This is a genomic window from Sphingomonas faeni (assembly GCF_040407505.1).
Lineage (GTDB): Bacteria > Pseudomonadota > Alphaproteobacteria > Sphingomonadales > Sphingomonadaceae > Sphingomonas > Sphingomonas faeni_E.
Genome location: NZ_JAPZPQ010000001.1, coordinates 941,850 through 958,365, shown reverse-complemented (window position 1 = coordinate 958,365; position 16,516 = coordinate 941,850). Strand labels below are relative to the sequence as shown.

At 66.2% G+C, this 16,516-nt stretch carries 14 protein-coding genes; 8 read left to right on the top strand and 6 right to left on the bottom strand.

From position 1 onward, the window contains the following. Nucleotides 1-326: 326 nt before the first annotated feature. Entirely contained in the window at nucleotides 327-1,937 is a 1,611-nt protein-coding gene (locus O6X71_RS04390; RefSeq protein ID WP_353464619.1) for a phosphoenolpyruvate carboxykinase, read from the top strand. 128 nt (nucleotides 1,938-2,065) lie between these two features. Here O6X71_RS04390 and O6X71_RS04385 read toward each other — a convergent pair whose 3' ends face one another. Both O6X71_RS04385 and O6X71_RS04380 read right to left on the bottom strand, forming a co-directional pair. Then, a complete protein-coding gene (locus O6X71_RS04385) occupies nucleotides 2,066-2,503 on the bottom strand; it encodes an NfeD family protein (RefSeq protein WP_353464618.1) in 438 nt (145 codons plus the stop codon). Continuing rightward, nucleotides 2,503-3,474 carry an SPFH domain-containing protein gene (locus O6X71_RS04380; protein WP_093397470.1) on the bottom strand — a complete coding sequence of 324 codons (972 nt, stop codon included), beginning with the start codon at nucleotides 3,472-3,474 and terminating at the stop codon, nucleotides 2,503-2,505. The genes O6X71_RS04385 and O6X71_RS04380 overlap by 1 nt, the downstream gene beginning before the upstream one ends. Before the next feature lie 118 nt (nucleotides 3,475-3,592). Between O6X71_RS04380 and guaB the strand changes: the two genes are divergently transcribed. The 3 genes from guaB (at nucleotide 3,593) to O6X71_RS04365 (ending at nucleotide 7,228) form a co-directional block, all read left to right on the top strand. Continuing rightward, nucleotides 3,593-5,050, top strand: coding sequence for an IMP dehydrogenase (gene guaB, locus O6X71_RS04375; protein WP_056048837.1), 1,458 nt, complete (start codon nucleotides 3,593-3,595; stop codon nucleotides 5,048-5,050). A gap of 433 nt (nucleotides 5,051-5,483) precedes the next feature. Then, nucleotides 5,484-6,671 carry an RsmB/NOP family class I SAM-dependent RNA methyltransferase gene (locus O6X71_RS04370; RefSeq protein ID WP_353464617.1) on the top strand — a complete coding sequence of 396 codons (1,188 nt, stop codon included), beginning with the start codon at nucleotides 5,484-5,486 and terminating at the stop codon, nucleotides 6,669-6,671. Nucleotides 6,672-6,727: 56 nt separating this feature from the next. After that, nucleotides 6,728-7,228 (top strand): tetratricopeptide repeat protein, encoded by a 501-nt coding sequence (locus O6X71_RS04365; RefSeq protein ID WP_353464616.1) that lies wholly within the window; start codon nucleotides 6,728-6,730, stop codon nucleotides 7,226-7,228. A 161-nt stretch (nucleotides 7,229-7,389) separates the two neighbouring features. On the opposite strand, the gene rsmA is transcribed toward O6X71_RS04365, so the two are convergent. From rsmA to O6X71_RS04345, 4 genes are all read right to left on the bottom strand, one after another. Beyond that, on the bottom strand, nucleotides 7,390-8,220 hold the full coding sequence (gene rsmA / locus O6X71_RS04360) for a 16S rRNA (adenine(1518)-N(6)/adenine(1519)-N(6))-dimethyltransferase RsmA (RefSeq protein ID WP_353464615.1): 831 nt from the start codon (nucleotides 8,218-8,220) through the stop codon (nucleotides 7,390-7,392). 8 nt (nucleotides 8,221-8,228) lie between these two features. Then, nucleotides 8,229-9,236 carry a 4-hydroxythreonine-4-phosphate dehydrogenase PdxA gene (pdxA, locus tag O6X71_RS04355; protein WP_353464614.1) on the bottom strand — a complete coding sequence of 336 codons (1,008 nt, stop codon included), beginning with the start codon at nucleotides 9,234-9,236 and terminating at the stop codon, nucleotides 8,229-8,231. Between the two features lie 7 nt (nucleotides 9,237-9,243). Then, entirely contained in the window at nucleotides 9,244-10,743 is a 1,500-nt protein-coding gene (locus tag O6X71_RS04350; RefSeq protein ID WP_435368441.1) for a peptidylprolyl isomerase, read from the bottom strand. A gap of 79 nt (nucleotides 10,744-10,822) precedes the next feature. Then, nucleotides 10,823-13,087, bottom strand: coding sequence for an LPS-assembly protein LptD (locus O6X71_RS04345; RefSeq protein WP_435368440.1), 2,265 nt, complete (start codon nucleotides 13,085-13,087; stop codon nucleotides 10,823-10,825). Nucleotides 13,088-13,270: 183 nt separating this feature from the next. Here O6X71_RS04345 and O6X71_RS04340 point away from each other — a divergent pair, with 183 nt between their 5' ends. The 4 genes from O6X71_RS04340 to O6X71_RS04325 all read left to right on the top strand — a co-directional run bounded on the left by O6X71_RS04340 (nucleotide 13,271) and on the right by O6X71_RS04325 (nucleotide 16,374). Then, nucleotides 13,271-14,746, top strand: coding sequence for a leucyl aminopeptidase (locus O6X71_RS04340; RefSeq protein WP_353464611.1), 1,476 nt, complete (start codon nucleotides 13,271-13,273; stop codon nucleotides 14,744-14,746). A gap of 168 nt (nucleotides 14,747-14,914) precedes the next feature. After that, the gene (locus tag O6X71_RS04335; RefSeq protein ID WP_353464610.1) at nucleotides 14,915-15,361 is read left to right on the top strand and encodes a DNA polymerase III subunit chi; all 447 of its coding nucleotides are present in this window, start codon (nucleotides 14,915-14,917) and stop codon (nucleotides 15,359-15,361) included. A gap of 72 nt (nucleotides 15,362-15,433) precedes the next feature. Next, the gene (ndk, locus tag O6X71_RS04330) at nucleotides 15,434-15,856 is read left to right on the top strand and encodes a nucleoside-diphosphate kinase (protein ID WP_031393391.1); all 423 of its coding nucleotides are present in this window, start codon (nucleotides 15,434-15,436) and stop codon (nucleotides 15,854-15,856) included. Further along, nucleotides 15,856-16,374 (top strand): GNAT family N-acetyltransferase, encoded by a 519-nt coding sequence (locus tag O6X71_RS04325; protein WP_353464608.1) that lies wholly within the window; start codon nucleotides 15,856-15,858, stop codon nucleotides 16,372-16,374. The genes ndk and O6X71_RS04325 overlap by 1 nt, the downstream gene beginning before the upstream one ends. Nucleotides 16,375-16,516 lie beyond the last annotated feature (142 nt).

Genomic DNA, 16,516 nt, shown 5'->3' with positions numbered 1-16,516 from the left:
CCGCCGCATGGTCCGGTACGGTCCTGCAAACGATTGACATCGTGGTATGATAATTGCCTTCGCATGGAAAGCCGATTGATGGGCACGCGAGGCAGACCCCAGAAACCATATCTACACCGCGCCCCGTCGCCTTCGTGCTGAACGGCGCGGATCCGCAGCGGCCAGGCGCAACCTACCGTACCCATGACGGAAGAACCGGTTGAAATCGAACGGTCTTGGCAGCCTTGAACGGGTTTGCGCGACCCATTTGACCGGCGAAACTGTGCCCCGTACAGCCGGACCCAACGACATACATACGTATGCGAAAATCTGAGGAGAGAGATGCCGTGTCGAACGAGCGTATTCCGGCCGTCGGCCTATCCGCGCAGGGGATCGAAACCCGCGCCAATCTGCACTGGAACCTGGTCACCGCGCAACTCGTCGAGGCGGCGTTGGAGCGGAACGAGGGGACGCTGTCCGCGGACGGCCCGTTGGTCGTCGAGACCGGCGCGCATACCGGTCGCTCGGCGCAGGACAAGTTCATCGTCCGTGATGCCGAGACCGAGGTGACCGTCTGGTGGGGCAAGAGCAACAAGGCGATGGAGCCCACGCATTTCGCCGCGCTGAAGGAGGATTTCTTCGCTGCGCTCGCCGCCAAGGACGAGCTTTTCGTGCAGGACCTGTACGGCGGATCGCAGCCCGACCACCGCGTCAACGTCCGCGTCGTCACCGAACTGGCGTGGCATAACCTCTTCATCCGGACGATGCTGGTCCGTCCCGAGCAGGCTGCGCTGAAGGATTTCGTCGCGGACTACACGATCGTCGACCTGCCGAGCTTCCGCGCCGATCCTGGGCGTCATGGCTGCCGCAGCGAGACGGTGATCGCGGTCAACTTCACCGACAAGCTGATCCTGATCGGCGGCACGAAGTACGCCGGCGAGATGAAGAAGTCGGTGTTCGGCCTGCTCAACTACCTCCTCCCGCCGACCGGGGTGATGCCGATGCATTGCTCGGCGAACATGGGCGCGAACGGCGACACCGCGGTATTCTTCGGCCTGTCGGGCACCGGCAAGACGACGCTCTCGGCCGATGCCAGCCGCACGCTGATCGGCGACGACGAGCATGGCTGGTCCGACACCGCCGTCTTCAACTTCGAAGGCGGGTGCTATGCCAAGATGATCCGCCTCTCCGCCGACGCAGAGCCGGAGATCTTCGCGACCACCAAGCGGTTCGGCACGGTGCTGGAGAACGTCGTGATGGACCCGGCGACGCGCCTGCTCGACCTCGACGACCACACGCTCGCCGAGAACAGCCGCGGTGCGTATCCGATCGACTTCATCCCGAATGCGTCGGCCGAGAACATGGGGCCGGTGCCGCGCAACATCGTGATGCTGACCGCGGACGCGTACGGCGTGCTGCCGCCGATCGCCAAGCTCACGCCCGACCAGGCGATGTACCATTTCCTCTCGGGCTACACCGCTCGCGTGGCCGGGACCGAGATCGGCGTCACCGAGCCCGATGCGACCTTCTCGACCTGCTTCGGCGCGCCGTTCATGCCGCGGCATCCGTCGGTGTACGGCAATCTGTTGAAGGAGCGGATCGCGAAGGGCGGCGTCGATTGCTGGCTGGTCAACACTGGCTGGACCGGCGGCAAATACGGCGTCGGCAACCGCATGCCGATCAAGGCGACGCGGGCCTTGCTGAACGCGGCGCTGGACGGGAGCTTGAACGATGCCGAGTTCCGGACCGACCCCAATTTTGGCTTCCAGGTGCCCGTGAGCGTGCCGGGTGTCGCCAGCGCGATCCTCGATCCGCGGACGACCTGGGCTGACAAGGACGCATACGATGCGACCGCAGCCAAGCTGGTCGACCTGTTCGTGGAAAACTTCGCCCAATTCGCGGAGCATGTCGACGAGGGTGTCCGGCAAGCGGCGCCAAAGGTGAAAGAGTCGGCCTAAACTCCTCTCCCCTTGGGGAGAGGAAGGGGCCCACACGACGAAGTCGGGTGGGAAGGTGAGGGCACGTGGTACGGCGTGCCCTCACCCTCGTCGCTACGCGGCTTCCCTCTCCCCTGAGGGGAGAGGGTTCAAAGGGGTTCGACCACGACTTCGCCATCGACAACCGCCGTTACCCGAACGCGCGTCCCAACGACCGCATCCTCGCCACGAGCCGGCCAACTTCCGTCGCCCACCAGCACGCGCCCACGCCCGCCGACCAGCGCCGTCTCCACGACCACAACCATACCCACCAGCCGCGCAGACCGATCGTTCAACATCGGATCCCCGCCCTCGACCGGATAATCCCGGTACCAGCGCTTCCCGATCAGCACGGTAACCGCGCTCCAAACCCCGAACGCCGCCAACTGCGCCGCCACCGGCAGATCCGGCAACACGTACACCGCTACCCCCGTCACCGCCGCAGCGATGGCGAGGAACACCAGGAACACCCCCGGCACCGCCAGCTCGGCAATTCCCAGCACCAACGCCGCGATCAGCCACGCGCCAGCCGCCCCGATCACGTCCATCAGCTTTTCGGCAGCTCGAACGGCCCCTTCCGCGGCTCGGGCTTGGCCGGCGGCGACGCGGTCGCGTCGCGCAACGCATCCTTAGCCAGCTCGCCAATCCCGCCAAGCGTCCCCATCAACTGCGTTGCCTCGACCGGAAACAGGATCGTCTTAGCATTGGGCGAGGTCGCGAACTTGCCGATCGCCTCGACGTATTTCTGCGCGATGAAGTAGTTGATCGCCTGCGCGCCACCCTCCTCGATCGCCTGAGACACCGCCCGCGTCGCCGAAGCCTCCGCCACCGCCGCCCGCTCCCGCGCCTCGGCATCGCGGAACGCCGATTCCTTGCGCCCCTCGGACTCGAGGATCCGCGCCTGCTTCTGCCCCTCGGCGCGCAAGATCTCCGAAGCGCGCGAACCCTCCGCATCCAGAATGTTGGCCCGCTTCTCGCGCTCGGCCTTCATCTGGCGGCCCATCGCGTTGACGATGTCGGCGGGCGGGCGGATGTCCTTGATCTCGACGCGCGTGATCTTCACCCCCCACGGCGTCGTCGCATGATCGACCACGTTGAGCAGCCGCGCGTTGATCTCGTCGCGTTTCGACAGCGTCTCGTCGAGGTCCATCGACCCCATCACCGTGCGCAAGTTGGTCGTCGTGAGCTGCAACAGCGCCTGGTACAGGTCCGACACCTCGTACGCCGCCTTCGCCGAGTCGAGCACCTGGAAGAACACGACCCCGTCGGTCGAGATCATCGCATTGTCCTTGGTGATGATCTCCTGGCCGGGGATGTCGATCACCTGCTCCATCATGTTCACCTTCCGCCCGACGCGGTAGAAGAACGCGGGATAGAAATTGAAGCCGGGCCGCGCGACCGTGGTGAAGCGGCCGAAATGTTCGATCGTGTATTGATAGCCCTGGTGGACGATCTTGATGCTGGTGAAGAGGTACAGCAGCACCAGCGCCAATAAGAGTGCGGCAACGGTCAAGCCCATCGAACATCCCCATCCGTGTATCGCACCGCTATAGCACGTCGCGCGCGACAGGGCCTAGCCGTACGGGCGCGCTTTGGTTACATGGCGCGCCACCTCACACCCAGGAACGGCAGCTCTCATGGATATCCGCCTCGGCCTCACTTTCGACGACGTCCTCCTGTATCCGGGGGAATCGGACGTGCTGCCAAGCCAGGCCGATACCCGGACTCAGCTGACGCGCGGCATCGCGCTCAACATCCCGATCCTCTCGTCCGCGATGGACACCGTCACCGAAGCCGACATGGCCATTGTGATGGCACAGCTCGGCGGCATCGGCGTGCTCCACCGCAACCTGACCGTCGAGGAGCAGGTCATCGCGGTCCGTCAGGTCAAGCGGTTTGAGTCGGGCATGGTGGTCAACCCGATCACGATCAAGCCGACCGCGACTCTCGGCGAGGCGCAGGCCCTCATGTCCGGCCACCGGATCAGCGGCATCCCGGTAGTGGAAGCGGACGGCAAGCTCGTCGGTATCCTCACCAACCGCGACGTGCGTTTCGCGGGCGATCCGAAACAGCCCGTCAGCGAGCTGATGACGCATGAGAACCTTGCCACCGTCTCGACCGAAGTTGGCAAGGAAGAGGCACGCCGCCTGCTGCACGCCCGCCGCATCGAGAAGCTGCTGGTAGTCGACGCGCAGTATCGCTGCGTCGGTCTGATCACCGTCAAGGACATCGAGAAGGCGGTGATGTTCCCCGATGCCACCAAGGACGAGGCGGGCCGCCTGCGTGTGGCCGCGGCGACGACGGTCGGCGACAAGGGCTTCGACCGGACCGAACAGCTGGTCGACGCCGGCTGCGACCTGATCGTGATCGACACCGCGCACGGCCATAATCGCGACGTCGGTCGTGCGGTGGAGCGGGTGAAGAAGCTGTCTAACTCGGTGCAGGTGGTTGCCGGCAACGTCGCCACAGGCGAAGCGACGCGCGCACTGATCGGTGCGGGCGCGGACGGGATCAAGGTGGGCATCGGTCCCGGCTCGATCTGCACCACCCGCGTCGTTGCAGGCGTCGGCGTGCCCCAGCTGACGGCAGTGATGGATTGCGCCGAGGCAGGCCACAAGGCCGGCGTGCCGGTGATCGCCGACGGCGGCATCCGCACCTCGGGCGACATGGCCAAGGCACTCGCGGCGGGCGCCTCGACCGTAATGATCGGCTCGCTGCTAGCAGGCACCGACGAGGCACCCGGCGAGACGTTCCTGTATCAGGGCCGTGCCTACAAGTCGTACCGCGGCATGGGCTCGGTCGGCGCGATGGGCCGCGGCTCGGCGGATCGCTATTTTCAGGGCGACATCAAGGACCAGCTGAAGCTCGTGCCCGAAGGCATCGAGGGGCAGGTCGCGTACAAGGGCCCGGCAAGGGATGTCGTTCACCAGCTGGTTGGCGGTATCAAGGCGGCGATGGGGTATACGGGCTCGGCAACGATCCCGGATCTCCAGGCGCGCGCAGAGTTCGTGCAGATCACGGGTGCCGGACTCATGGAGAGCCACGTCCACGACGTGACGATCACGCGGGAAGCGCCGAACTACCCGACTCGGTAAGACGTGGATAATTGGTGAGAGCTTGGTCCGGCTCCTCGTTGTTCTCCCGCGAAGGCGGGAGCCCAGTCTGGATCCCCGCCTTCGCGGGGAAACATGCTTTTTGTGCTCGGGCCACTCCGTAGGTGCGGAACGCGCGTGGTAGGAAGGACGCAAAAGATCGCTGCCACCTCTCTCCGTCATCCCGGCGAACGCCGGGACCCACGGACACGGCGAACCTGCCGTGGCGTGCAACCACCACCCAAACCGCAACCATGGGTCCCGGCGTTCGCCGGGATGACGGGGGGAAGGGCCGAGTCCCGCCCGCGACCGGGCTCCGAAGCCAAGCCCCGAAATTATTCCCCACCCGCCCGCGGGAGGGGCTAGGGGAGGGGATGATGACGAACACTTCCTACCAAGCCTCCCCCGGAACCCCCGCGAAGACGGGGGCCAACACGTGACTCCTCCCGCACGCACCCAGGCCGCGATCGAGCTCCTCGACCAGATCATCGCCGCCGCCCGCGAGTCCGGCGCAGCAGCAGACACGCTGATCGCCCGCTATTTCGCCACCCGCCGCTACGCCGGCTCGAAGGACCGCCGCGCCGTCCGCGAACTCGTCTACGCCGCGATCCGCAAGGCCGGAGACCGCCCCGAAAACGGCCGCACCGCGATGCTCCTCGTCGCCGACGCCGATCCGGAAGTGGCGGCAACCTTCGACGGCTCCACCCACGCGCCCGCCCCGATCGCCAAGGACGAACCCCGAGCCCGCGCCGGCGTCGCCCCGCAGTGGCTCAGCAAGGCCCTCCGCGCATCCGGCCTAGACGGCGCCGCACTGACCGATCTAGCCGGCCGCGCCACGCTCGATCTCCGCGTCAACACGCTGATCGCCGATCGCGCGACCGTCCTCGCAGCACTTCCCGACGCCGAAGCCACCCCGCACGCCCCCGACGGCATCCGCCTCCCGACCGGCACCAACGTCGAAGCACTCCCGCTCTTCAACGAAGGCGCGCTCGAAGTGCAGGACGAAGGCAGTCAGCTCGTCGGCCTGGCAATGCAGGCGAAACCCGGCGAACGCATCGTCGATCTTTGCGCAGGCGCGGGCGGCAAGACCCTCGCGTTGGCCGCAACGATGAAGAACGAAGGCGTCATCCTCGCCTGCGACACCGACCGCAACCGCCTCTCGCGCCTCGCCCCGCGCGCAACCCGCGCCGGCGCGACGATCGTCGAGAGCCGCCTGCTAAATCCGACGCGCGAGATCGAGGCGCTCAGCGAATGGGCCGGTCGCGCCGATGGCGTACTGGTCGACGCCCCCTGCTCGGGCACCGGCACATGGCGGCGCAATCCCGAGGCGCGCTGGCGGCTTACCCCCGACCGCGTCTCGCGGCTGCAATCGACACAGCAGCAAGTGCTCTCCGTGGCCGCCACGCTGGTCAAGCCCGGCGGCGCGCTCGTCTATATCGTCTGCTCGCTGCTCGACGCCGAAGGAACGGACCAGGTCAGCTGGTTCCTCAACGCTCACCCCGGCTGGACCACGGAAGCCCTGACGCTCCCCGCCGGCGCGAAGCACGGCCACGGCGTCCGCCTGGAACCCGGCCGTGACGGCACCGACGGCTTTTTTGTCGCGCGCCTCCGGGCTGCGTGCTAGCCAGCCGACCTATGGCTCAACTCACGGCCAAACCTGTATCCCGCCTGGAGACGATGATGCGTTTTTCGTCCGTTGCCCTTGCCGCCGCGCTGACCGTCGTATGCGTGTCGACTTCGCTCAGCGGGCAACGCCCCGACGCCCAGATCGACGCGCGCTCGATGCAGTTGTTGGCGCAAGGGCGTTCGCTGATGACGGCCGGCAACCTCGACGGCGCGACGGATGTGCTCGAAACGTCGGTCGCGGTCGATCCGCGCAACCGGGGCGCGTTCCTCCTGCTCGCGCGCGTCGCCGAAACCCGCGACCTGCCAGGCAAGGCGATCCGCCTCTACCGCGAGGCGCTGCTGCTCGAACCGAACGACGTCGCCGCGTTGAAGGGGCAGGGCGAGGCATTGGTCGCCAAGGGCGCCGTGGTCCGCGCGAAGGATAATCTCGTGAAGATCCGCACGCTCTGCAAGGGTGTCTGCCCCGAAGCGACGCAACTCGCGGCGGTGATCGCAAAGGGCCCGCCGATCGCAACGGCGCAGGTCGAGAAGACACCAATCGCCGCCAAGGACTGAGCTACCAGCGGATCCACCCCATGCACCACCCCGGCGTAGGCCGGGGTCCAATTGGGGAACGGTGCTAAATGTGGACGGTGCGAGGTTACTTCCACCTCTCCAATTGGGCCCCGGCCTACGCCGGGGTGGTGCACCATGGTCCTACGTCGAATACAGTCCGCTTAGGTCCGTACCGGGGAGCCGACAGCGTTCGCCAACGCCGTGAAGTCGGCAACCGAAAGCGTCTCCGCCCGCCGCGTAGCCTCCACCCCGATCCGCTCCAGCGCATCGAGCGCGCCCGGCACGCTCTTGAGGCTCTGCCGGAGCATTTTGCGCCGCTGCCCGAACGCCGCGCCCGTAAGTCGCTCCAGCACCGCGAAGTTCACCCCCTCCGGCGCTTCGACCGGAGTCAGATGCACCACCGCCGACATCACCTTAGGCGGCGGCGTAAACGCCGACCTATGCACCGGCATCGCGATCCGCGCGGTCGAGCGCCACTGCGCCAGCACCGCCAACCGCCCGTAATGGTCGTCGTTGGTCTTCGCGACGATCCGCTCGGCGACTTCCTTCTGGAACATCAGCGTGCACGACTGCCACCACGGCAACCACGACGTCGACAGCCACCCGACCAGCAACGCCGTTCCGATGTTGTACGGCAGGTTCGAGACGATATGCGGCTTGCCCTCGAACAGCGCAGGCGCGTCGACCTCCATCGCGTCGCCCTCGATAACCCGCAGCCGCCCCGGATACGCCTCGCCAAGCTCCGCCAGCGCAGGAATACACCGCCGGTCACGCTCGATCGCCGTCACGCGCGCACCTGCCGCGAGTAATGCGCGCGTCAGGCCGCCCGGGCCGGGCCCCACTTCGAGCACCTCGGCATCCTGAAGATCACCTGGCACCTCCGCGATCCGCTTGAGCAGTTGCATGTCGAACAGGAAATTCTGCCCGAGCGCCTTGCTCGCGTTCAAGCCATAGCGCGCAATCACCTCGCGCAGCGGTGGCAACTCAGTCACCGCATCGCTCACGACTGCGCAGCGGTCTGCGCGCGTCGGCCGGCCGCTTCACCCGCCATCGCAATCGCCGCGATCATCGCGCCCGGCTCGGCAAGGTTCCTGCCGGCGATCGCGAACGCGGTGCCGTGATCGGGCGAGGTCCGCACGATCGGCAACCCCAGCGTCATGTTCACGCCCTCGTCGAAATGGATCGTCTTGAGCGGCACGAGCGCCTGATCGTGATAGCAGCACATGACGACATCGTAGGTCGCACGCGCCCGCGGGTGGAACATCGTGTCGGCGGCAAAGGGTCCGGTCGCATCGATGCCTTCCTCGCGCAGGATCGCGATCGCCGGGGCGATGATCTCGATTTCCTCGCGGCCAAGCGCGCCCTGCTCGCCAGCATGCGGATTAAATCCCGCAAAGGCCAACCGCGGGTTCTCGATCCCAAAGTTCCGCAGCAGCCCGCGGGCGGTCGCGCGCGCCTTGGCGACGATCAGGTCGACCGTCAGCAACGCGGATACGTCCTTCAACGGCACGTGGGTGGTGATCGGCACCACCTTCAGCGAAGGTCCCGCGAGCATCATCACCGCATTGTCGCCCGCGACGCCGTAGCGCTCGGCGACGAACTCGGTCTGCCCCGGATGGCTGAAGCCGATCGCGTACAACTGCGACTTCGATACGGGACCGGTCACCAGCGCACGCGCCGCGCCAGTGCGAACGAGACCGACCGCCAGCTCAAGCGAATGCAGTGCACAGCGCGCGCCGTCCGCATCGGGCTCGCCCGGTACGATCGCCCCCGCGTCGCCCACAGTCAGCACCGGCAATGCTTCGCCAAACACCGCGGCCGCCGCGCTCAGATCGGCAATTCGTGCAATCGGGCCGCCCCAGACCCGTTCGATCGCCCGCGCATCGCCGACCGCCACGAATGGCGGCAAGGCATGCGTCTCGCGCGCATCCCACGCCTTGGCGATGATCTCGGGCCCGATCCCGGCAGGATCGCCCATCGACACCGCCAGCGGCGAGATGCGGGTCACGATCCGATCACCGATATTCGACCACGGCGTCACGCCGCAGATCGCGCAGCTTCTGCTGGGCGCGCAGGTTGACGCGCTGTTGCTCGAGCTGACCCTGGATCTGCTCGGAATTCGGCACCGACCCACCAGCCGCTTCGTCGCGGCCACACAGCACCAGTGCGCGAACGCCCTGTTCGGCGGACCCGAACGGCGGGCTCGACTCGCCGACCTGAAGCTTGAGCATCACTTCCTGGAGCTGCGGCGGCAAATCGCGGATCCGGACGGTGTCGTTGTCGACCACATCCGCACCGATCCCGGCCGCGACCTTCTCGACGGTACCACAGCCACGCAACTCCTGCGTCGCCTTGGCAAACGCCTGCGCGCGCGCGGAAGCCTGCGCCTGGTTGGTATTCGGCGGGAAGCGCAGCGTCAGCTGCTTCAGGCTGAGCTTGGCATCACGCGGATCAGCGGTCAGCACCTGCCGCTTGTCGGTCAGGTACAGGATCGAATAGCCGCCCGAGACCTCGATCGGTCCGGCAACCTGGCCGACCTGCATCGTCGTCGCGGCTTCGGCCAGCTGCGCCGGCAGCGTGGCTGCGCGAATCCAGCCAAGATCGCCGCCGACGGCGCGCGTCGATGCTTCCGAGAACTGGCGCGCAAAATATTCGAACGGCTGCGCGCCTTTCTGGATTTCCTGCAGGATTTGCTTGGCGTTCGCATAGACCTGCTGGCTGTTCGCCGGCGTCGCCGCGAGATAGATTTCCTTGAGGTTGAACTCGTCGGTGCCCTTGGCCGCCTGGAGACGGTCGATGATCGACTTCACCTCCTCGTCGCCGACATTGACGAACGGCTCGACGCGGCGACGCAGATAGCGCTGCCAGGCGAGCTCGCCCTCGATCTGGCGCTTCAGCGACCGCTCGGACGACCCGGACTCGCGCAGGAACGCGCGCATCGCGACCGGCGTGCGGTTGAAGCGCTTCGACACCGCATCATAGCTCTGCGTCAGCTCGGCCGGGGTGATCGTGATATCGGCGGTCTTGGCTTCCTGGATTTGGAGAGTCTCGTCGATCAGCTGGCGCAACACCTGGAGCTTCAGCCGCTCGCGATCCTCCGCCGACAGCTTCGCCTCGTTCGCCATTGCCACCAGGGCGACGCGCTGGTCGACGTCGGTACCGGTGATGACCGTATCATTGACGATCGCGGTCGGCTTGCGGACGTTGGGATCGACCTTGCCGAAGATCTGGAGGTTGGTCGGGATGTCGAGACCGGTATTGTCCGGCACGCTCTGATCCGGGACCGTCTGGCCCGGAGCCGATTGCGCCGGCGCAGGCTGAGACTGAGACTGCGGGGTCTTGGCCGGGACAGCCTGGGCCGACGCCGGTCGCGAGCGCCTGCCCTGAGCGCCCTTGGGTGGCACCGCCTGGGCGATTGCGCCTGCTGCCAGCGCAGCCAGAACCACAGAACCGATCACACGGCCGCCACGCGCCGCCAGTCGAACATCATGCTTCAAGTGTCGGTATCCCATCATCGCACGCCGTAATCCGCACCGTCATTGCCATGACGGCGCATATCCGGCGACGTTTGCCTCAAAGTAGCTGAACGCGGGCTTAGCGGCCGAGGTTGGTGAAGGCCAGCGTCAACAGGAAGCTGTTGCCCTTCCGCGCGTCGCCGGTGTCGTTGTACGTCCGCCGCCAGGTCCCGCCGAGACGCAGGCAGTCGTCCTCGTACTGCACGCCTAGCCGATGGCGGATCGGGGTGAAGCCGTCGCTGCGGGAGAGAGGATCCTCTGACGCATTGGTAAGATCGACCACGCCCGAGCCGAACGCCGACCAGAACCGTGCGAACTGCACCCGGCCGGCAACGCGGACTTCCTCGCGGTCGCGCAGATCCTCGATCGAGGCATCGATGTTGCGGTTGAGCTTGAGGTACCCGACCAGCACATACGTAGCGCGCGAGCCGATCGTCGCGTCGAGTTCGTTGCGACGGATCGCGAAGCCATCCTTGTCCAGCCGATAGCGGTGGACGATCGACACGAAGTCGCGGAACCGAAGCTCGCTGCGCCCGACGATGTCGGAGAACCGGTCGCTGAGGCCGGTACCGTCGGGCAGGATGGTCGGCCGCTGGTCGACACGATAGCTCTGGCCGACGTTGGTCGTGAACGCGATTCCCGGCAGGTCGAGCGCCCATTCGCCACCATAGGTTACACGCGACGAATCCTCGAACCGGTCATAGCCGGCGAAGCGGTTCAGCGAGAACAGGTTGGTGTCATCCAGGTCGACCGCGCGCGAATCCTCGTTCGGCAACGAAATATTGGCGACCTTGGGCGCCGCAACGAACTGGACGCGCGGCGTGAATCGCTGGGTTCCGCCCAGGAAGGTGCCGATGAACGGCCATTTCACGTCCACCGCGGCCGCGCCGATGGCGCGCTGGCGGAAGCCGCCGAATCCCTGATAGCTGAGGATCGTGGAACTGATCTCGTTGCTATTGTACAGGTCGCCACGCGCGAACGCGGTGAAGGTGACTTCCTGACCCCAGTTCGTGAAGCGGCGCAAATCCCATTGCAGGCTGGCGAATGCGCGCTGCGTGTCCTGGCCATCGGTACGGGTCAGCGCGAGCGTGTTCAGCTGGAGCTGGAACCGACCGCCGACGACGCCATCGTCGAACCGCTTGCGATAATCGATTTCGGGCAGCGCAATGGGCTGCCGTCCCTGGATGTCAGCGACGCGCAACGTCTGCGCGTACCAGCCGCTTAGCGAGAAATAGCTGCTGTCGTCGATCCGCTCCAGGCTCGCCGTGGTGCGCAACCGGTCGTCACGCGAAATGTCGTAGCGGCGCAGGAACGTCCGGTCGGTCGTCAGGCGCAGCGAACCGCTCGCGGTCCAGTTCGGCGTCAACTGATAGCGCGCCATGCCGTCGATATAGCCGCGGAACGCCATGCTGGTGTCGGCCGTGTTAGCGGTTGCCAGATCGTCACTGCGCCGGCTTTCGGTCGCATAGGCGCGCACCTTGAACGCGCCCTTGGAGTTGAGCGCGGAATAATCGACCTGCGCCATCGGCAGCACGCTGCTGTAGATATGCGGCGTGATGACCAGCCCCTGGTTCGGGGCGAGTTTCCAGTAATAGGGGACGCTGACTTCGACGCCGTTGACGCGGCTATAGCCTCCGTTGGGCGAGAGCAGACCACTGTCGCTGCCGCCACCGACCGGGTTCGAGAATTCGGGCAGCGGCAGGCTCGGCAGGCCGAACAGGTGCAGCCGGGCACCCTTGTAGAAGATGCGTTTCCGCTCGGGGCGATAGGTGACGCGGACCGCGGTGATCTTCCACGTCGGTTCCTTGGGGCACCCGGCGGTGTTGGTGACGCTGCACGGCGTGTAGGCGGCGGTCTTCAAATTGACCGTGCCGTCGGCGTCGCGCGTGCCCTGCTTGGCCGCAAGCCGTCCGCCCTGTTCGAGCACGACCAGCATGTTGTCGACCACGCCGTCCTTGAGCGAATCGGTGAGGTTGATCTCGTCGCCGTACGCGATGTCGCCTTCGGGATTGGTGACCGCGATGTTGCCGGTCGCGACGACCTTGCCGGTCTTGCGGTTCCAGACGACCTTGTCGGCGCGCAGCCGGCTGCCCTGGCGGAACATCCGGACTTCACCCGTCGCGGTGACGATATCGGTGTTGGTGTTGTACTCCAGCGCGGTCGAGCTGAACTGCACCTGGTCTTCGGCCGGCGTCGCGGTCGACGCGTTGGCGACGGGCGGGTCCTGCACCGGAGGCGCGACCGGGCGGTTCTGGAAATCCTGGGCCTGGGCAGGCGCAGTCGCGATCCCGGTCGCCAACGCGAGCGAAAGGGCGCAACCCGTCAAAAGGTCGATACGCAACACGATCCGAACCAACCCCTTTGGCACTGGGCAGCCGTTTGCCGCCATATCGCCCGCCTATCGCATCACCGGCGCTTCGCTGCAATCGCCGTGAGATGACAGGCCGCCACCTTGCTTTGCCGTACCCGCGGCATCAACTTAGAGCCAAGCCCATCCTATAGTTCAAAAGCTCCCCGAGGTTTCTTCATGCAGATCGTCTTCGCCCCGACCGTTCCCGCCAACGCCCCGATCCTCGCTGTCCCCGTTGCAAAGGACGGCGTGGCAAAGATCACGTGGAGCGCGATCGGCGGGGATGTCGAGGCAGTGGCGACCAGTGCGGCGTCTGCGGCACGCTTTGCAGGTGAAGCAGGGTCGGTCGTCGAGCTGTTCGTGCCGGTCGACGGCGCGGTTCGGCAGGTCCTGCTCGTCGGAGTCGGTGCCGGCGAGACCGCCGATTGGGAGAAGGCCGGCGGTGCGATCACCGCGCGCCTGCTGACCTCGGGCGCGACGTCGGTCGTCGCCGACCTCTCGGCCGGTGCCACGCCGACCCCAATGGCTGCCGCGCACTTCGCCGCCGCCGCCGCCCAGCGCGCATGGCGCTACGACACGTACCGCACCAAGCTCGCCGAGAAGTCGAAGCCAACGCTGACCGAGATCACCATCGCCGGCGCGCCCGACGGCACCGACGCAGTCTGGGCCGAAGCGTCCGCGGTCACCGGCGGTCTCGACCTGACGCGCTGGCTGGTCACCTCGCCGCCGAATGTCGTCTACCCTGAGAGCTTCGTCGAGAAGGTGACGAAGGACGTCGAAGGTCTCGGGCTCGAGATCACCGTGCTCGACGAAGCGCAGATGACCGAGCTCGGCATGGGCTCGCTGCTCGGCGTCAGCCAGGGCTCGCGCCGTGAAGCCCGCATCCTCGCGCTCAAGTGGAACGGGGCAGAGTCCGATGCGCCGACGCTCGCGTTCGTCGGCAAGGGCGTGACGTTCGATTCGGGCGGCATCTCGATCAAGCCCGGCGCGGGCATGGAAGACATGAAGTGGGACATGGGCGGCGCAGGCGCGGTCGCCGGCGCGATGAAGGCGCTCGCCAGCCGCAAGGCGAAGGCGAACGTCGTCGGCGTGATGGGGCTCGTTGAGAACATGCCCGACGGCGCGGCACTCCGTCCGAGCGACGTCATCACCTCGATGTCGGGCCAGACGATCGAAGTGCTCAATACCGACGCCGAGGGTCGCCTCGTGCTCTGCGATTGCGTCACTTGGGTGCAGCAGGCGCACAAGCCGACCACGATCGTCGATCTCGCTACGCTCACCGGCGCGATGATCGTCGCGCTGGGTACCGAGAATGGCGGCATCTTCGCAAACGACGACGCGCTCGCCGACCAGCTGATCGCGGCGGGCAAGACCACCGGCGACACGCTCTGGCGTTTCCCGCTGTCGCCCGCCTACGACAAGCTGATCGACTCGCCGATCGCCGACATGAAGAACGTCGGCCCCCGCGGCGCCGGCTCGATCACCGCCGCGCAGTTCATCAAGCGCTTCGTCGACGAGGGCGTGAAGTGGGCGCATCTCGACATCGCCGGCATGGTCTGGTCCGACAAGCCGGGGACGAACCACGACAAGGGCGCAACCGGCTACGGCGTCCGCCTGCTCGACCAGTTCGTCGCCGACAATTTCGAAGGCTGAACGCAAGAATTCCCCTCCCGCTTGCGGGTGGGGTTAGGCGAGGGGAAACTCCCCCCGGCGTCATCCTGACGAAAGTCAGGATCCAGGATACCAAACGATGCGCTCCGTGGCTCTGGATCCTGACTTTCGTCAGGATGACTAAGTGGGTTGGGCAGGGGGATGGAAAGTATGCAGGTCGATTTCTACCACCTAACCAGCCCCCTCGACCGCGTCCTCCCACGCATCGCCGAGCGCGTCGTCCAAACCGGCGGCCGCCTCCTGATCGTAGCCGAACCCGAAGAACAACGCGTCGTGCTCGACCGCCTGCTCTGGTCCTACGCACCGGAGAGCTTCCTCCCGCACGCCCAGGCCGGCAGCAGCGACGACACCGCCCAACCCATTCTAATCGCTCAAGACATCCAGGAAACCGCCCCCGCAAATGCCGCCCGCAACGTCGCGGTGGTAGACGGACGTTGGCGTGACCTTATCCTAACCTTTGACCGAGCCTTCCACATCTTCGACGACGAAGCGATCCGCGAAGCCCGCCTCGCCTGGAAAGGACTCGCCGACCGCGACGACGTCGAACGCCGCTACTGGAAGCAGAACGATTCCGGCCGCTGGGAACAGGCCGCATAGGTTGCTTTACGGCCGTCCCCCGCCTAATCGCCGCGCATCCGATTACCGTCAACACAGGAGCCCGTGACCATCATGGCCGCGAACCGTACCTTTTCGATCATCAAGCCCGACGCAACCCGCCGCAACCTGACCGGTGCGGTCACCAAGATGCTCGAGGAAGCCGGCCTGCGCGTCGTCGCTTCGAAGCGCATCCAGATGACCCGCGAGCAGGCCGAAGGCTTCTACGCGGTCCACAAGGAGCGTCCGTTCTTCGGCGAGCTCGTCTCGTTCATGATTTCGGGCCCGGTCGTCGTCCAAGTTCTCGAAGGCGAGAACGCGATGCAGCGCAACCGCGACATCATGGGCGCCACCAACCCCGCCAACGCAGAGCCCGGCACAATCCGCAAGGAACTCGCCGAGTCGATCGAAGCCAATTCGGTCCACGGTTCGGACTCGGACGAGAACGCCGAGATCGAGATCGCGTACTTCTTCAAGCCCGAAGAAATCGTCGGCTGATGACCTGGCGGCTGCGACGGGCTGAGCCGGGCGATGCGCCCGCGCTATCGCTCGTCGCATCCGCCACGTTCCTCGACACCTATGCGACCGTGCTGTCCGGCGCCGACATCGTCGCCCATTGCACGCGCAACAACAGCATCGCCGCGTTCGAAACGTGGCTGGTCGATCCCGCCACGATCGTGACGCTGGCCGAATACGAGCCCGGCCACGCGCCGATCGGCTACACGGTGCTGACCGCTCCGGACTTTCCGATCGAACCCGGCCCCGCGGACATAGAACTCCGCCGGATCTACCTCATGAAGCAGGCCCAAGGCACAGGCCTGGGCGCCGCCCTGATGGCCCGCGCCCTTGGAGACGCCGCGTCGGCAGCCCGCACCCGAGTGCTGCTAGGCGTATGGGACCAGAACACCCGCGCCCGAGCCTTCTACGAACGCCAAGGCTTCAAGGTAATCGGCGCCCGCCAATTCATGGTCGGCACCACGCTCCACGACGACCCGGTCTACGCGCGAGCGATCTAAGTTTCCCCGGCGAAAGCTCTGCACTGCACAGCAGCGCTACCACCCCGGCGAAGGCCGGGGCCCAATCGGAAAGGTCGCAGTAACGGAACGCTGCCCTCTGTTAGCAACGTTCCCCAATTGGACCCCGGCCTCCGCCGGGGTG